Annotated in this window: 14 protein-coding genes; 9 read left to right on the plus strand and 5 right to left on the minus strand. The window is 67.6% G+C overall.

The window, feature by feature from the left end:
• Positions 1-63 precede the first annotated feature (63 nt).
• The 7 genes from pqqA to B0B01_RS03660 are packed head-to-tail and all read left to right on the plus strand — an operon-like array spanning position 64 to position 7,140.
• The gene (gene pqqA, locus B0B01_RS03630; protein ID WP_076647517.1) at positions 64-144 is read left to right on the plus strand and encodes a pyrroloquinoline quinone precursor peptide PqqA; all 81 of its coding nucleotides are present in this window, start codon (positions 64-66) and stop codon (positions 142-144) included.
• A gap of 40 nt (positions 145-184) precedes the next feature.
• The gene (pqqB, locus tag B0B01_RS03635) at positions 185-1,120 is read left to right on the plus strand and encodes a pyrroloquinoline quinone biosynthesis protein PqqB (RefSeq protein WP_076647520.1); all 936 of its coding nucleotides are present in this window, start codon (positions 185-187) and stop codon (positions 1,118-1,120) included.
• Positions 1,121-1,170: 50 nt separating this feature from the next.
• The gene (gene pqqC, locus B0B01_RS03640; RefSeq protein WP_143733054.1) at positions 1,171-1,890 is read left to right on the plus strand and encodes a pyrroloquinoline-quinone synthase PqqC; all 720 of its coding nucleotides are present in this window, start codon (positions 1,171-1,173) and stop codon (positions 1,888-1,890) included.
• 13 nt (positions 1,891-1,903) lie between these two features.
• The gene (pqqD, locus tag B0B01_RS03645; protein ID WP_076647527.1) at positions 1,904-2,218 is read left to right on the plus strand and encodes a pyrroloquinoline quinone biosynthesis peptide chaperone PqqD; all 315 of its coding nucleotides are present in this window, start codon (positions 1,904-1,906) and stop codon (positions 2,216-2,218) included.
• Positions 2,215-3,414 (plus strand): pyrroloquinoline quinone biosynthesis protein PqqE, encoded by a 1,200-nt coding sequence (gene pqqE, locus B0B01_RS03650; RefSeq protein ID WP_076647530.1) that lies wholly within the window; start codon positions 2,215-2,217, stop codon positions 3,412-3,414. Before pqqD ends, pqqE begins: the two co-directional genes overlap by 4 nt.
• Before the next feature lie 7 nt (positions 3,415-3,421).
• Complete coding sequence (pip, locus tag B0B01_RS03655) at positions 3,422-4,393, plus strand: prolyl aminopeptidase (protein WP_076647533.1); 972 nt, start codon at positions 3,422-3,424, stop codon at positions 4,391-4,393.
• Positions 4,390-7,140, plus strand: a complete 2,751-nt coding sequence (locus B0B01_RS03660; protein WP_076647536.1) for an insulinase family protein — start codon at positions 4,390-4,392, stop codon at positions 7,138-7,140. The genes pip and B0B01_RS03660 overlap by 4 nt, the downstream gene beginning before the upstream one ends.
• 105 nt (positions 7,141-7,245) lie before the next feature.
• Here B0B01_RS03660 and B0B01_RS03665 read toward each other — a convergent pair whose 3' ends face one another.
• A complete protein-coding gene (locus B0B01_RS03665; protein ID WP_076647539.1) occupies positions 7,246-9,537 on the minus strand; it encodes an adenosylcobalamin-dependent ribonucleoside-diphosphate reductase in 2,292 nt (763 codons plus the stop codon).
• Positions 9,538-9,668: 131 nt separating this feature from the next.
• On the opposite strand from B0B01_RS03665, the gene B0B01_RS03670 reads away from it, so the two are divergent.
• Positions 9,669-10,094: a DUF1489 family protein gene (locus B0B01_RS03670; RefSeq protein WP_076647542.1), complete on the plus strand. Its 426-nt coding sequence runs from the start codon at positions 9,669-9,671 to the stop codon at positions 10,092-10,094.
• A gap of 55 nt (positions 10,095-10,149) precedes the next feature.
• Here B0B01_RS03670 and hisG read toward each other — a convergent pair whose 3' ends face one another.
• The 3 genes from hisG to hisS are packed head-to-tail and all read right to left on the minus strand — an operon-like array spanning position 10,150 to position 13,450.
• Positions 10,150-10,848, minus strand: coding sequence for an ATP phosphoribosyltransferase (gene hisG / locus B0B01_RS03675; protein ID WP_076647545.1), 699 nt, complete (start codon positions 10,846-10,848; stop codon positions 10,150-10,152).
• Positions 10,845-11,939, minus strand: coding sequence for an ATP phosphoribosyltransferase regulatory subunit (locus B0B01_RS03680; protein WP_076647548.1), 1,095 nt, complete (start codon positions 11,937-11,939; stop codon positions 10,845-10,847). The genes hisG and B0B01_RS03680 overlap by 4 nt, the downstream gene beginning before the upstream one ends.
• Entirely contained in the window at positions 11,936-13,450 is a 1,515-nt protein-coding gene (hisS, locus tag B0B01_RS03685) for a histidine--tRNA ligase (protein WP_076647552.1), read from the minus strand. The genes B0B01_RS03680 and hisS overlap by 4 nt, the downstream gene beginning before the upstream one ends.
• A 145-nt stretch (positions 13,451-13,595) precedes the next feature.
• Here hisS and B0B01_RS03690 point away from each other — a divergent pair, with 145 nt between their 5' ends.
• Positions 13,596-13,802 carry a SlyX family protein gene (locus B0B01_RS03690; RefSeq protein ID WP_076647555.1) on the plus strand — a complete coding sequence of 69 codons (207 nt, stop codon included), beginning with the start codon at positions 13,596-13,598 and terminating at the stop codon, positions 13,800-13,802.
• Between the two features lie 31 nt (positions 13,803-13,833).
• Here the strand turns inward: B0B01_RS03690 and dnaE are convergent, their stop codons facing one another.
• Positions 13,834-17,337, minus strand: coding sequence for a DNA polymerase III subunit alpha (dnaE, locus tag B0B01_RS03695; RefSeq protein ID WP_076647558.1), 3,504 nt, complete (start codon positions 17,335-17,337; stop codon positions 13,834-13,836).
• Positions 17,338-17,341 lie beyond the last annotated feature (4 nt).

Genomic DNA, 17,341 nt, shown 5'->3' on the forward strand with positions numbered 1-17,341 from the left:
GGTGCCATACCTTGAACACTGCAGCACAGCGCTGTTCATATCATCAGAACGGGAGAAATCACCATGGCATGGAATGCCCCCAAGATCGAAGAAATGCCGGTCGGCATGGAAATCAACATGTACTCCTGCGCCAAGCAGAAGTGATTTCCGACCTTCGCCCGCCTGAGGCCGGGGACCGCCGGACATGCTGAAGGTGATCGTTCTCGGCGTGGCGGCGGGCGGAGGGATTCCGCAGTGGAACTGCAACTGCCCGGGCTGCCGGGCAGCACGCGAAAGGCCGGAGCTTGCGGGAACGCAGGCTTCGATCGCGGTCAGCGCCGACGGGCGCAACTGGTTTCTGGTGAACGCATCGCCGGATATTCGCCAGCAGATCAACCGCACCCCGGCGCTTTTTCCGGCCGAGGGCACGGTCCGGCACAGTCCGATCACTGGCGTGATCCTGACCAACGGCGAGATCGACGCGATCACCGGGTTGCTGTCGCTGCGCGAAGGGTCGCCCTTTACCATCTACGGCCACCGGCGGGTGCTTGACGGGCTTGCCGGGAACAACGTCTTCAACGTGCTGAAGCCTGAACTCGTCCCCCGCGTCGCGATCAGGGCCGACACGGATTTCGAACCGCTCCTGCCGGACGGCAGCCCTTCGGGCCTTCTGGTCACGCCTTATGAGGTGCCCGGAAAACCCGCCTGGTATCTGGAGGAAACCGCGAGGGCGACCGCCGAGGTGCTGGAATATACGCCGGGTGATACGCTCGGCCTTCATATCCGGGAACGGGGCAGCGAGCGCGGTTTTCACTTCATCGCCGCCTGTGGCGGCATGACCGGAGAACTGGCCGAGAGAATCCGGGGAACCCCGCTTCTGTTCTTCGATGGCACGCTCTGGAAGGATGACGAGATGGTGTCGGCCGGGCTCAGCCACAAGACGGGGCGAAGCATGGGCCATGTCCCGATGACGGGCGAGAGCGGCGCGATCAACGCGCTGGCCGGGCTCGGGATAGGGCGCAAGATGTTCGTCCACATCAACAATTCGAACCCCGCGCTGCGGCCCGAGAGCCCCGAGCGCCGCCGCCTCGAAGCTGCGGGCTGGCATATCCCCCACGAGGGAGAGGAGATCACCCTGTGAGCACCGCCGAAGAGTTTTCCGCAACCGGATCCGCAACCGAAGCGCCGCTCATGGATGCCGAGGCGCTCGAGCGGCGGCTGCGCGAAATCGGGGCCGCGCGCTATCACAACCTCCACCCGTTTCACGACCTGCTGCACGGCGGCAAGCTGAACCGGGGGCAGGTGCAGGCCTGGGCGCTGAACCGCTACTATTACCAAAGCTCGATCCCGATCAAGGATGCGGTGGTGCTTTCGCGTTTCCGCGACCGCGAGACCCGGGTCGAGTGGCGCCACCGGATCGAGGATCACGACGGCGACCGCGGCTCCGAGGGCGGCATCGAACGCTGGCTGAAGCTCACGACCGGGCTCGGCCTCGACCCCGATTATGTCCGCTCGACCGAAGGGATCCTGCCGGCGACGCGCTTTGCGGTCGATGCCTATGTGAATTTCGTGCGCGACCATTCCCCGCTCGAGGCGATCGCGTCCTCGCTCACCGAGCTTTTCGCGCCGACGATCCATGAACAGCGGATCGCCGGGATGCTCGAGCATTACGATTTCATCAATCCCGATGTCATGGTCTATTTCCGGCGCCGGCTTGAACAGGCGCCCCGCGATGCGAATTTCGCCCTGAACTATGTCAAGGCCCATGCCACGACCCCACAGATGCGCGAGGACGTCTGCAAGGCGCTGATCTTCAAGACAAATGTGCTCTGGGTGCAGCTTGACGCGCTGTATCATGCCTATGTCTCGGGCTTTCCGCCGCCCGGTGCCTTCGTTCCCGCGGAACACTGAAAGGGGGTCCGGGATGACAGCCAGAGCGCCGAAATTCAGCATAACCCCGGAAAGCCGCCCGGTGCTGCCGCGCTATGTGACGCTGAAACACGACCGGATGCGCGAACGCTGGCTGCTGCTGGCGCCCGAGCGGATTCTCATCCCCGACGACATCGCGGTCGAGGTGCTGAAGCTCTGCGACGGCAGGGCGACGGTGCAGGATCTCGTCGTCACGCTCGCGGCCCGCTACAGCGCGCCCGAAAGCACGATCATGCAGGACGTGACCCATATGCTGCAGGGGCTTGCCGACAAGGGTTTCCTTGTCGAAACGAAGGAGGTCGCATCATGACCGAGAACCGGCCCGGAAGCATCGAACCGGACAAATCCTCCCCCTACGGCCTGCCGCTTTCGGTTCTGGCCGAGATCACCCATCGCTGTCCGCTGCAGTGCCCCTATTGCTCGAACCCGGTCGAACTCGAACGTGCGAAAGGCGAACTCACCACCGAGGAATGGCACCGCGTGCTCGGGGAACTGGCCGATATGGGCGTGCTTCAGATCCATTTTTCGGGCGGCGAGCCCACCGCGCGCAAGGATCTGGTCGACCTCGTGCAGCGCGCGACCGATGTGGGGCTTTATTCCAACCTCATCACCTCGGCGGTGCTGCTTGGCCGCGAGCGGCTGAAGGCGCTTTACGATGCGGGGCTCAGCCATGTGCAGATCAGCTTTCAGGGCAGCGAGGATGCGCTCGCGAACCGCATCGGCGGCTACAGGCGGGGCCATCAGAAAAAGCTCGAGGCGGCGCGCTGGACCCGCGAGGTCGGGCTGCCGCTTACCGTGAATGCGGTGATGCACCGCCAGAACCTGCACCAGCTTCCCGACATGATCGACATGGCGGTCGAACTGGATGCCGCCCGGCTCGAGGTCGCCAATGTGCAGTATTACGGCTGGGCGCTGAAGAATCGCGCTGCCCTGATGCCGACCTATCGCCAGCTTGAAGAAACCACCCGCATCGTCGAAGAGGCCCGCGAGCGCCTCGCCGGCATACTGGAAATCGACTATGTGATTCCCGATTACTATGCCAAGCGGCCCAAGAAATGCATGGGCGGCTGGGGTCGGCAGTTCTTCAACATCTCGCCCTCGGGCAAGGTTCTGCCCTGTCACGCGGCCGAAACCATCACCGGCCTCCGCTTCGATTCGGTGCGCGACCACTCATTGGCCTGGATCTGGGACAATTCTCCTGCCTTCAACCTTTATCGCGGCACCGACTGGATGCCCGAGCCCTGCCGCAGTTGTCCGATGAAGGAAGAGGATTACGGCGGCTGCCGCTGCCAGGCATTCGCCCTTACGGGAAATGCCGCCAGCACCGACCCGGCCTGCGAACTTTCGCCCCTGCACGAAGAGATTTTCGCCATGGCCGCCGAAGAGGCCGAGGGCGAACAGAACCGTTTCGTCTATCGCAATTTCGTCGGTGGAACGCCCGAACGGGATCCCGCCGCCGATGCGCCCGCCGCGCAGACCCCGGCAACGGAGAAGGAAAATACCTGACGACAGCATGAAGCCGGCCCCGGGCCCGGGGCTCCTGAGCGCCGGACACGTTCCGGTCGGCGAGGGGCATGACATCTATGTCGAAACATCGGGCGATCCCGGCGGGGTGCCGGTCGTTTTTCTGCATGGCGGCCCGGGCAGCGGCTTTCGCGCCGAACAGCGCCGGCTGTTTCCCCCGGATGCCTTTCTCGTGATGTTCGACCAGCGCGGCGCCGGACAGAGCCGCCCGGCACGCAGCCGGATCGACAACACCACCGTTCACCTGATCGCCGACATGGAACATCTGCGCGACCGTCTCGGCATCCGGCGCTGGATCGTGACCGGCGGTTCCTGGGGGGCGACGCTTGCGCTGGCCTATGCCGAACGCCATGCCGAGCGCGTCGCGGGGCTGGTGCTGCGCTCGGTGTTCCTCGGCACCCGGCAGGAACTGGACACCGCCTTCCTGCACAACCCGGCGCTGTTTCACCCGGACCTGCATCGCGACTTTCTGGCGCTGCTGCCACCATCCGAACGCGGTGATCCGCTGCCCGCCTACTGGGCGCGCATCCTCGGGCCGGACATGGCCGAAAGCCGCCGCTTTGCCCATGCCTGGCACGACACCGAGCGGATCCTTTCGGTCATCGCGCCAGCGCAAGCGCGGCTGGACCCGGCGGCGCTGAACGATCCAGCCCGCCCCCTGCCCGCGACGCCCTTCATGGAGGCGCATTATTTCAGCCACGGCTGTTTTCTGGACCACCGCCCGCTGCTTGAGAACGCCGCTGCGCTGCATGGCATTCCGGGAATCCTCATCCAGGCGCGCCACGACCTGCTGTGCCCGCCCGCGACCTCCCATGCGCTGGCCGCGCGCTGGCCGGACGCCGAAATCCGCCATGTGGAGCAGGCCGGCCATTCGGTGAGCGACGGCGCGACGGCGGAGGCGCTCAAAGCGGCCATTCGCGACATGTCAGCCCGCATCGTGACTGCCCCTGCTGTGCCATGACCCGCACCGCCCATCCGGGGTTTGCCGGGATCGAGCGGCGCGACCTGCCCGAGATCGGGGCGCGCGCCCTGCACCTGCGCCATATCCGCACCGGCGCGGATGTGATCTTTCTGCAGGACGGCGACAGCACCCGGAGCATCGCCATCGCCCTGCGCACCCGACCCGAGGATTCCAGCGGCGTCGCCCATGTGCTGGAACACTGCGTGCTTTCTGGATCGCGCGCCTATCCGGGCGCCCAGCCCTTTGCAGACCTGCTGAAAACTTCGCTCCACAGCCATCTGAACGCCGCGACATTTCCCGATTTCACGATCTATACGGCCGCCAGCTTTCACCCCGGGGATTTCCGCAATCTTTCCGACGTCTATCTGGATGCGGTGTTCTTTCCGCTTCTGCGCGAGGATGATTTCGACCGCGAAGGCTGGCACGGCGGACCGGGCGGCGCGAAAGGCGGGATCGTCCTGAACGAGATGCGCGGGTTCCATGCGTCACCCGATGCGCAGATCGAGGAATTCGCGCGCCGTTCCCTGTTTCGCGCAGGGCCGGGCCGCCATTCCGAGGGCGGCGAAGCAGATGCGATTCCCGCGCTCACGGTGGCAGGGATGCGCGCCTTCCACCGCCGTTTCTATCACCCTTCGAACGCGCTTGTCGCCTTTGCGGGTGCGGTGGACATGGCGGCGGAGCTTGCGCGGCTCGACAGGCTGTTTTCCGATTTCGCCCCCGCCGCGGCGGCCCCGGCCGGAACTGGCGAAACGATCCCCGCGCCGCGGTTCCTGACGCTCGACCATCCGGGGGCGCGTCATGCGCAACTGGCGCTGAACCGGGCCTTTGCCCCGCCCGAAACACGGTTTCACGAGCTCGGACTCGAACTGCTCTGCGAGGCGGTGATCGGCCATCCCGGCGCGCCGCTGCGCCGGGCCCTTGCCGACGCCGGCGTCTGCCGCAGCATCCGCGAAGCACGCTATCGTGACGACACCTTTCCGCCGCGTCTTGCGATCCGGCTTGACGGGATCGCGCCGGACCGGGCCGAGGCCGCCAGCGAGATGGTCGAGGCGGCCCTTGCCGGCCTTGCGCGCAAGGGGATTGCCCCGCAGGTCGCTGCCGCCGCGCTCGATGCGCTGGAACTCCGCCTGCGCGATCCGGCGACCCGCAAGCGGCCCGAACCACTCGCGCGGCTGCTCGGGGCGGCAAAGGCATGGCGGGCGGGACGGCCGCCGCTTGCCGCGCTCGGCTTTGCGCCCGAGATCGCGTCGCTGCGCAGCCGCACGGCGCCGATCCTTATGGATCTGCTCGAACGCGAGATCGTCGCCAATCCCCGCCGCAGCGTCATCCTGATGCGACCGGCGCCGGCAGCGATGGCCCGCGACCTGCCGCCCCCGACCCCGGCCCCGCGCCCGCAGATGGGACACGACGCGCCGGCAACGCCCGGCTCCGTGCCGCGACTGCGCCGCGCCGCCCTTGGCCAGCCGGCGCCGCACCCACGCATGCATGCCGAGCGCGTCCATGGCGTGCCGGTTCTGCTTTGTCCGCGCCGCACGAACGGCCTTGTCCATATCGACCTTGCGTTCGATGCGGGCGGCGCCGGGCTGTCCCTCGCGTCGCTCCTTGGTCCGGTGCTTGTGCATGGGCCGGCGGGGCGGCGGATCGCGGGGCTTTCCGTCGCGCGGCAGAGCGTTCCGGGCGCCGCGGGCGGGGCACGGGGGCTGCTCCTGCTGCGCGCGCGGGCGCTGCCCGGACAGGCCGCCGCTGTTATCCGCGCCGTGAGACGCATGCTCGCGCCACCGGAGTCGCCGCCACCCCCCGACCGGTTTGCCCGCATCATAGCCGCCGAAATCGCGCGCATCCGCGCCGCCCTGCTGCCCCGCGCGCACGAGTTTCTGGACCTGCGCCTGCGCGATCCGGCCGGCGACCATATGAGCGGGATCGAATATCTGCGGTTCCTGCATGTTCTTGACGCGCTGAACGGCGCGGATCCGCAAGCGGCGGCGGCAGCAATCGGTATGGCCCGCGATACACTCATCACCCGCACCCGGCTCGGGATCGCGGTGACGTGGGACGGGACGGACAGCGACGCGCTGCTCGCCACCGTGGCAGAGCTGGCCGCGGTGCTGCCGGGCGGCCAGGACAACCGCGCGCCCGCCCGGCCTGCGCCCGCCCTGCCCTGCGCGCGCGAGGGATTTTCGATCACCGGCAGCGCCAGCCACATCGGCATGGGCCTTGCTCCGGCGGCACCGCCGGCGGCGCTGTTCGTGGCGCTGCGGGCGCTGGAAACCGGCTGGCTGCGCCGCAAGCTGCGCGACCGGGGCGGCGCCTATGGCGTGGTCTGCCGCGGCGACCGGGAAGGCGGGCGCTGCGCGCTGCTGTCCTATCGCGATCCGAACCTGCTCGGGACGCTCGACACCATGGCCGGCGCGGGGGATGCGCTTGCGCGCGGGATCGGCGGGCAGGCGGTTGAGAATGCCGTCATCTCGGCACTCGGCCTGCTCGACCGTCCGCTTGCGGTGGGCGAACAGGGGCCGGCCGCGCTTGCCGACCGGCTCGCGGGGCGGGACGAGGCGCAGCGGGGGCGATTCCGTGCCGAGGTGCTCGGGCTGGCCGCGCAGGAGATCCGCGCCGCCGGCGACGCGCTTTCCGCCGCGGCGGCAAATGCGCGAATCGCGATCCTTGCCAATGCGGCGACGCTGGAGAGCGCCCTTTCCGAAAGGCCCGGCCTGTTCGAGGTCGGCCGGCTTCCCGGCAGCGCCGGATAGCCGCCGCGTTGAAACCGGTCCCGGCGGTGCCGCCCGGCATGACGTCCGCGACAGGAACGGCGGCATCACCCGATCACGAATCCGGGCCCACCCGGCCGGGGGCAATCAGGAACAGCGTGAATAGCCGCAGCTCGGGCAGGTCATGCAGCCCTCGATCATGCGCATGCCGAACTGTCCGCAGGACGGGCAGACCGCGCCGGGCGCGCCCTCTCCGGCCGCCATGGCCAGGGCTTGCGGATCGTTCTTGAGGCCGAGCCCCTCGCCTTCGAGAAAGCCGATCGCGATCATGTGCTGCTCGATCACGCCGCCGATCAGCGCAAGGATCGAGGGGATATACTTGCCCTTGATCCAGGCGCCGCCGCGCGGGTCGAACACGGCCTTCAGTTCCTCCACCACGAAGGACACGTCGCCACCGCGCCGGAACACCGCCGAGATCATCCGTGTCAGCGCGACCGTCCAGGCGAAATGCTCCATGTTCTTCGAGTTGATGAACACCTCGAAGGGCCGGCGGCGGCCGCTGATGATGATGTCGTTGATCGTGACATAGATCGCATGTTCGCTGTCGGGCCACTTGAGCTTGTAGGTATTGCCCTCGAGCGCCTGCGGCCGGTCGAGCGGATCGGCCATGTAGATCACGTCGCTGTGCGGCTCGCGCGGCTCGCCCATGCCGCTCGCCACCACCGCCGGCGCGGCGTCCTTTTCCTCCGACACGCTCAGCACCGATCCGGTCACGTCATTGGGGCGATAGGTGGTGCAGCCCTTGCAGCCGCTGTCCCAGGCCTGAAGATAGACATCCTTGAACGCATCAAAAGCGATGTCCTCGGGGCAGTTGATGGTCTTGGAGATCGAGGAATCCACCCATTCCTGCGCCGCCGCCTGCATGCGCACATGTTCCGCCGGGGTAAGCGTCTGGGCATTGACGAAATGATCCGGGAGCGGCGCGTCGCCCTTCAGGTCGCGCCACATCTGCACCGCGTAATCGACGACCTCTTCCTCGCTGCGCGAGCCGTCCTTCTGCAGCACCTTGCGCTTGTAGGCATAGGCGAACACCGGCTCGATCCCCGAACTCACGTTGCCGGCGTAAAGGCTGATGGTGCCGGTCGGCGCGATCGAGGTCAGCAGCGCGTTGCGGATGCCGTGTTCGCGCACCTGATCGCGCACATCGTCGTCCATCTTCTGCATGGTGCCGCTCATGAGGAATGCATCGGCATCGAACAGCGGAAAGGCGCCCTTTTCGCGGGCAAGCCGCACCGAGGCCAGATAGGCGGCGCGGGCCACCCGGCGCAACCAGCGCCCGCTCTGGCGCGCCGCCTCTTCCGAACCATAACGCAGGCCCATCATCAGAAGCGCATCGGCAAGCCCGGTCACGCCGAGCCCGATCCGGCGCTTGGCCTGTGCCTCGGCGCGCTGTTCGGGCAGCGGGAATTTGCTGATGTCCACCACGTTGTCCATCATGCGCACCGCCGTCGCCACCAGATCGTCCAGCGCTTCCTCGTCGAGATGGGCCCCCTCCTCGAAGGGTTCCGCCACCAGCCGCGCCAGATTCACCGACCCGAGCAGGCAGGCCCCATAGGGCGGCAGCGGCTGCTCGCCGCAGGGGTTGGTGGCGCTGATGGTCTCGCAATAGGCAAGATTGTTCATCGCGTTGATACGGTCGATGAAGATCACGCCCGGCTCGGCATAATCATAGGTCGCACGCATCATCCGGTTCCACAGATCGCGCGCGGGCAGGGTCCGGTACACCCGGCCGTCGAACTGCAGGGTCCAGGGCGCATCCGATTTCACCGCCTCCATGAAGGCATCCGTGACCAGCACCGAAAGGTTGAACATGCGCAGCCGGGCCGGGTCGGATTTCACCGCGATGAATTCCTCGATGTCGGGGTGATCGCAGCGCATCGTGGCCATCATCGCACCGCGGCGCGATCCGGCCGACATGATGGTGCGGCACATGGCGTCCCACACATCCATGAAGGACAGCGGCCCCGAGGCATCCGCCGCCACGCCCCGCACCTCGGCCCCTTTGGGGCGGATGGTGCTGAAGTCATAGCCGATGCCCCCGCCCTGCTGCATGGTGAGCGCGGCCTCGCGCAGCGCGCTGAAGATGCCGTCCATGCTGTCGGGGATGGTTCCCATGACGAAACAGTTGAACAGGGTCACCTGACGCGCGGTGCCGGCACCGGCGATGATGCGCCCGGCCGGCAGAAAGCGGAAATCCTCGAGCGCACCGTAGAATTTTTCCTCCCAGCGGGCGGAATCGGTCTCGACCGAGGCAAGGTCGCGCGCGATTCGCCGCCACGTGTCCTCGACCGAGCCGTCCTCGGGCGTGCCGTCGGCCGCGCGGAATCGATATTTCATGTCCCATATCTGTTCAGCGATCGGGGCGGAAAATCGACTCATGGGAACCTCCTTGGGGATGTCCGCGCGTCAATGGCTTGCCGCCGCGCCGGACCCGGCTACAATATACGCCATCGCAGACAGGCTCAATGCCCGTGACCGGGCAAGATGCCCATGCGGCAGCCGGAGGCGCAATGACGGAAATCCACCTCGTGAAGCTGAGCGTCGGAACCGAATCGGTGGCCGACCTGATCGCATGGCAGAAACGGCCCGCCGTGCAGACGGTGGACGGGCTGCCGCGCCATATCACCCGCATGTGGCCGAAACGCGCCGCGGAACTGATCCGGGGCAGCTCGATCTACTGGGTGATCAAGGGGGAAATCCTGGCCCGCCAGCGCATCATCCGCCTTGACGAGACTACGGGCGAGGATGGCATAAGGCGCTGCGCCATCGTTCTTGACCCGGAAATGATACGCACGCGCCCGGCGACGCGCGCGCCGTTCCAGGGCTGGCGCTATCTGTCCGCCGCGGATGCTCCGCCCGACCTGCGGCCTCTCAAAAGCGACGGGGCACTGCCCGAACAGCTCGACCGCGCACTGTCCGAGATCGGGTTGATCTGACCGGGCCCGCCGCGCGGCCGGCGCGCGCCCTGGTCCGGGCAGGCCCCGGGCGCCGTCAGCCGGAGTGGTGCACCTGTTCGAACATCCGCGCCAATGCCTGGCGCTGGGTCTCGGAGGTGGCCGCCACGCGGCTGCGCCAGAGCGTCGCCTGACTGCGCAGGATCACCCCGTCGGACAGCAGCTTCAGATGATTGGCGCGCAGGGTCTCGCCGGTCGAGGTGATGTCGGCGATCGCCTCGGCGGTCTCGTTCTTGACCGTTCCTTCGGTTGCCCCCTGACTGTCCACCAGCATGTAATCGGCGACCCCTGCCCGGCGCAGGAACTCGCGCACCAGGCGGTGATATTTCGTCGCGATGCGCAGACGGTGGCCATGCACGGCGCGGAACGCGGCCGCCGCGGCGTCGAGATCGTCGAGCGTATCCACGTCGACCCAGGCGCGCGGCACCGCGAGCACCAGATCCGCCTGCCCGAAGCCGAGCGGCGCGACCTCTTCCAGCTGCTGTTCCCAGAGCGGCAGCCGGTCATGCACAAGATCGGTGCCGGTCACGCCGAGATGGATGCGCCCCGCCGAAAGCTCGCGCGGAATCTCTCCGGCCGACAGCAGCACCAGCGACACACCGTCCACACCGTCCACGCGGCCCGAATATTCCCGGCTCGCGCCGCTGCGCGACAGGCGCACGCCGCGCTTTTCGAACCAGTCGAAGGTCTTGTCCATGAGCCGCCCCTTGGACGGCACGCCGAGTTTCAGGGTCATGATGCGCCCCCGCCGAGTTCCAGCATCAGCCCCGGCCGCAGCACCCCGCCCACCGCCGGAATCGCCCGTCCCCGCCCAAGCCGGCGGGTCAGCGCGTCATAGCGTCCGCCGCTCGCGACCGCCGGCCAGCCGGGGCGGGTGTCGGCGTGGAAACCGAACACGAAACCGTCGTAATATTCCATCGTCATGCGCCCGAAACTGGCCTCGAAATCAAGGGCATCCACATCGACGCCGCGCGCGGCCAGCGCCTCGAGCCGGGCCGAGAGCCGATCGAGCGCGGGCACGAGGCCCGGCAGATCCACCGCGATGTCGCGCAGATGCTGCAGCGCATGCGGCGCGGTCTCGCGCACCGAAAGCAGCGTCTCCAGCGCATCAAGCTCGTGTTCCGCGATCGGCGGCAGGGCCGCATCGGCCCGCAGCGCCTCGATCCGCAACGCGATCTCGGCACGGCTGCGCTTGCCGATCAGGGGGCCGGCTTCCCGGAAGGGATCGGCGGCGGCAAGCAGCGCCACGCGCGCCTCGGGCGGCGGGGTGCGGCGCGCATAGCGGTCAAGCAGCGCGCGGAACCGCCGCGGCCGCCAGATGTGACGCATCAGCGCGGCCTTGCGCGCGGCACTGGTGGTGAGGCTCGACACCGCGGCGGTCAGGATGCCCATGTCACCGGTCGCGGCCCGCACCGGCAGATCCGAGAGCGCCTCGCCGATGCGGGTGAAGACCTCGGCATCGGCCGCCGCCGGATCGTCCCGGGCGAAAAGCTCGTAACCCACCTGCACATATTCGTTCGCGCGTTCCTCGTCATGTTCCTGACGGCGGAACACGGTGCCGGAATAGGTATAGCGCGCCGGTTCCGCCCCGCCCTGCATGTGCATCTGCACCACCGGAACGGTGAAATCGGGGCGCAGCATCTGTTCGCCGCGTAGCGCGTCCGAGGTTACATAGGCACGGGCGCGGATGTCTTCGCCGTAAAGGTCGAGCAGCGCCTCGGCCGGTTGCAGGATCGGCGGCTCGATCACCTCGGCGCCGGCGGATTCGAATCCCGCGCGCAGCCGCGCGGCCAGCGAAAGTTCGGCCTTGCGTGTCACGTCGCTCACGTCGCCGCCCCGCCCTGCCCGGCCAGCATATCGCGCAGCGCCGCGACCAGTTCGCCGCGCGGCACCTCGATCTGGCTTGGCCGTTCCTTCCATTCCTCGAGCGTTGCGCTTTCGGCGATCCGCGCACCCAGCACCAGATCCTTGATCTGCACCACGCCGCGCGCCTTTTCGTCGGCGCCCTCGATCACCGCTGCCGGACTGGCGCGGCGGTCGGCGTATTTCAACTGGTTGCCGAAGTTCTTGGGGTTGCCAAGGTAGACCTCGGCGCGGATGCCGGCGCTGCGCAGTTCCGCGACCATGGCCTGATAATCCGCCATGCGGTCGCGATCCATGACGGTGACCACGACCGGCCCCGTTTCCCGCGCGCCGATCCGCCCCTTTTCGCGCAGCGCCGCAAGCAGCCGGTCAACGCCGATGGAAATGCCGGTCGCCGGCACGTTCTGGCCGGTAAAGCGCTTCACCAGGTCGTCATAGCGCCCGCCGCCGGCGACGCTGCCGAACTGGCGCTTGCGGCCCTTTTCGTCGAAGATCTCGAAGGTGAGTTCAGCCTCGTAAACCGGGCCGGTGTAATAGCCAAGACCGCGCACCACCGCGGGGTCGATGACGATGCGGTCCGGGCCGTAGCCCGCAGCGGTGAGGAGCGATTCGATCCCGGCCAGTTCCTCGACCCCCTCGCCCCCCGTGGCGGAGGCCCCGACCAGTTCGCGCAGGCGGGCAAGCGTCGCCGTGCCGCTGTCGCGCCGCGCCGAGACGAAGCCGAGCACGATGTCGGCCTGTTCGCCGGCAAGCCCGGCGCCCTTTGTGAAATCGCCGCTGTCGTCGCGCCGTCCCTCGCCCAGCAGGGCGCGCACGCCATCCGGCCCGAGGCGGTCGAGCTTGTCGATCGCGCGCAGGACGATGCCGCGCTCCGCCTCGAACCGCGCCGGATCCGCCGGGTCGAGAATGCCCGCCGCCTCCATCACCCCGTTCAGCACCTTGCGGTTGTTGATGCGGATCAGGTAGTCGCCCCGCGCGATCCCGACCGCTTCGAGCGTATCGGCAAGCATGGCGCAGATCTCGGCATCCGCGGCCATGGATGCGGCCCCGACCGTATCGGCATCGCATTGATAGAACTGGCGGAACCGCCCCGGCCCCGGCTTTTCGTTGCGCCAGACCGGCCCCATGGCATAGCGGCGGTAGGGCGTCGGCAGATCGTTGCGGTGCTGCGCATAGACGCGCGCCAGCGGCGCGGTCAGGTCATAGCGCAGCGCCAGCCAGTCGCCGCCGCCCGCGTCATCCTCCTGCCAGGCGAACACGCCCTCGTTCGGGCGGTCCACATCGGGAAGGAACTTGCCCAGCGCCTCGACCGTCTCGACCGCCGAGGACTCGAGCGCATCGAAGCCGTAGCGATGATAGACCCCGGCGATCACCCGCAGCATCTCTGCGCGTTCGGTCACCTCGGTGCCGAAATAGTCGCGGAATCCCTTGGGCGTCTCGGCCCTCGGGCGGGGCGGTTTGCGGGTCTTGGCCATGATGGATCCTTGGCGGGTGGGTTGCGCGCGATGTAACCCAAGCCCGAATGGGGGGCAAGGCACGCGCCCCGGGGGCGACATGTGCTGACCCGGGCGCGGCAATGCGCTATGGCGGGCGGGCCATCACACCCGGAGGAAGCCCATCATGCCGCAGAGCGCGCAGAAAATCGAAGAGACGCTTGCCCACCTCTCGCGCGAAGTCGAGGATCTGAGCGGTATTGTCGCAAGCCAGGCGGACGAGATTGCGCGGCTGCGGCGGCAGGTCGGGCTTTTGCTTGAGCGCGAAAGCGAACGCGAGGCCGCCGCCGGCGGCGGCGTGATTCTGGGGGACGAGCGCCCGCCGCATTACTGATCGCAATTACCGCGCACGACCTGGCAGATGCTTAGAGATCCTCGACCGCCATCACCCCGTCGAGGCTTTTCAGCGCGCCGCGAATCTGCGGGCTGATGGCGAATTCGGCGCCAAGGTCGATTTCGACCTCGCCCGGAAGCCCGGCATCCAGCAGGCAAAGGTGCACCGGCCCCCGCGCCGCGCCGCGCGCGACCTCGGCCGCCTGTTCAAGCACATTGGCAAGGGTCTCGACCACGCCGGGACGTTCGACATAGACCCGCAGCCCGCTCGTCCCGACCGAGGCCGTCACCGCGTCGATGGGCGCGACAGAGCGGGCCAGCAGCTTGAGCTGGTCGCTTTCCAGCGTCGCCTCGGCCGTGACCACGATCTTGGCGCCCGGTTCCAGAAATTCGCGCGCCGCCTCGAGCGCTTCGGAAAACAGCGTGATCTCGTAGGCGCCGCTGCGATCCGAAAGCTGCACGAAGGCAAAGCGGTTGCCCTTGGCCGATTTGCGCTCCTGCCGCCCGGCGACCACGCCGGCGAGCTTGGCCACGAAAGGCCCGCTTTCGGCGCGCGCGGTGACCTCTTCCAGCGTCATCACGCCCTTGCGCCGCAGCGGTGCGGCATAGTCGTCGAGCGGATGGCCCGACAGATAAAAGCCGATGGCGGCGAATTCCTCGGCCAGGCGCTCCGCCGGGAGCCAGTCCGGCCGCTCGGCGAGGCGCGGCTCGGGCAGGTCATCGCCCGATTCACCGAACAGCGACACCTGGTTCGAACGCGTCTGCTCCTGCACCGCCGCCGAATAGGCGACCAGCGCATCAAGGCTTTCGAACACGCGGCGCCGGTTGCGGTCGAGCGCATCAAAAGCTCCGGCACGGGCCAGCATCTCGAGCGCGCGCTTGCCGACCTGCTTCAGATCGACCCGGCGGGCGAAGTCGTAAAGCGTGGCAAAGGGGCGATCGCCGCGCGCGCGGGTGATCAGGCGCATCGCCTCGAGCCCCACGTTCTTGAGCGCCGCAAGCCCATAGACCAGCGCGCCATCGACCACGGTGAACTCCGCACCCGATCGGTTCACGCAGGGGCCGACCCAGGGCAGCGACAGGCCCTTTTCCACCTCTTCGAAATAGACGGCGAGCTTGTCGGTCAGGTGGATGTCGCAGTTCATCACCCCGGCCATGAACTCGACCGGGTGGTTCGCCTTGAGCCATGCGGTCTGATAGCTCACCACCGCATAGGCGGCGGCGTGGGATTTGTTGAATCCGTAATTGGCGAATTTTTCCAGCAGGTCGAACACTTCGGACGCCTTCTGGCGATCGACCCCCTTTTCCATCGCCCCCTTTTCGAACTTGGGGCGCTCCTTCGCCATTTCCTCGGCGATCTTCTTGCCCATGGCGCGGCGCAGCAGGTCGGCGCCGCCAAGGCTGTAGCCCGCCATCTCCTGCGCGATCTGCATCACCTGTTCCTGATAGACGATGATGCCCTGGGTTTCCTCAAGGATATGGTCGATCAGGGGATGAATGCCGGCGCGTTCGCGGGTGCCGTTCTTCACCTCGCAATAGGCGGGGATGTTCTCCATCGGGCCGGGGCGGTAGAGCGCGACCAGCGCCACGATATCCTCGATGGTGGTCGGGCGCATGCGCTTGAGCGCATCCATCATGCCGCTCGATTCCACCTGGAACACCGCGACCGTCCGGGCGGCGGAATACAGGCGATAGGTCGCCTCGTCATCCAGCGGGATCGCGCCGATGTCGTCCACATGTCCCTCGGGCGGGGTGAACAGGTCGCGCCCGTCCGCCGCGACATGCAGATGCCGCCCGGAGGCGCGGATCAGATCGACGGCATTCTGGATCGCGGTCAGGGTCTTGAGGCCGAGAAAGTCGAATTTCACCAGTCCCGCCTGCTCGACCCATTTCATGTTGAACTGCGTCGCCGGCATGTCCGAGCGCGGATCCTGATAGAGCGGCACCAGTTCGTCCAGCGGCCGATCGCCAATCACGACCCCGGCGGCATGGGTCGAGGCGTTGCGCAACAGCCCCTCGAGCTGGCGCCCGTAACGCAGCAGGCGGTCCACCACCTCTTCGGCGCGGGCGGCCTCGCGCAGGCGCGGCTCGTCGGCCAGTGCCTTTTCGATGCTGACGGGTTTCACCCCCTCGACCGGGATCAGCTTCGACAGGCGATCGACCTGCCCGTAGGGCATCTGCAGCACCCGCCCCACGTCGCGCACCGCCGCCTTGGACAGCAGCGCGCCGAAGGTGATGATCTGTCCGACCCGGTCGTGACCGTATTTCTCCTGAACGTAATGGATCACCTCTTCGCGGCGATCCATGCAGAAGTCGATGTCGAAGTCGGGCATGGAGACCCGTTCGGGGTTCAGGAAGCGTTCGAACAGCAGGCTGTAGCGCAGCGGATCAAGGTCGGTGATGGTCAGCGCATAGGCCACGAGCGACCCGGCACCCGACCCGCGCCCCGGCCCGACCGGAATCCCCTGTTCCTTGGCCCATTTGATGAAATCGGCCACGATCAGGAAATAGCCGGGAAACCCCATCTGCTCGATGACGCCCAGTTCGTATTCGAGCCGCGCCTCGTAATCCGCGATCTCCGCCGCATGGGGAATCACCGCGAGCCGTGCCGCCAGCCCGGCATGGGCCTGCCGGCGCAGTTCCTCCACCTCGTCATCGGCGAATCGCGGCAGGATCGGCGCGTGACGGGGCACCACGAAGGCGCAGCGCCGGGCGATCTCGACCGTGTTTTCCAGCGCCTCGGGCAGATCGGCGAACAGGGTCGCCATTTCCTGCTGCGACTTGAAATAATGCTGCGGCGTCAGGCGGCGGCGCGGTTCCTGCTGATCGACATAGGCTCCCTCGCTGATGCAGATCAGCGCGTCATGGGCCTCGTACATGTCGGCATCGGGGAAATAGACGTCATTGGTCGCGACCAGCGGCAGATCCATGGCATAGGCAAGCTCGACATGCCCGCGCTCGACAAGGCGGGCGGCATCGCTCGGGCCGCCCTCCCCCGGGTGGCGCTGGAGCTCGACGTAAAGCCGGCCGGGAAAGGCGCGTGCAAGCCGGGACAGCAGCGCCTCGGCCCCGGCCCGCTGCCCCTGGGCCAGCAGCCGCCCGACCGGGCCGTCAGGTCCGCCCGAAAGGCAGATCAGCCCCTCGGCATGGGCCTCGACCTCGTCAAGGCCGACCTGCGGGCGCTGCCCGTGCCGGGCCAGATAAAGGCGGCTGTTCAGCTTCATCAGATTGCCGTATCCCGCCGCCGACTGGGCAAGCAGCACGAGTGGCGCGGGCGGCTCCTCCGTCTTGCCGCCCGGTCCCGCCGGCGCACCGAGGTCGATCTGGCAGCCGATGATCGGCTGGATCCCGGCCCCGACGGCCCCCACCGAAAAGGTGAGCGCGCCGAACATGTTGTTGGTGTCGGTCACGGCGACCGCCGGCATCCCCGCCTTGCGGCAGAGTCCGGGCAGCGCATCGAGCCGCACCGCCCCCTCGAGCAGGGAATATTCGCTGTGCACCCGCAGGTGGATGAATTGCGGCGGTTCCTTGGTCACGGGG

The organism is Pontibaca methylaminivorans, assembly GCF_900156525.1.
Lineage (GTDB): Bacteria > Pseudomonadota > Alphaproteobacteria > Rhodobacterales > Rhodobacteraceae > Pontibaca > Pontibaca methylaminivorans.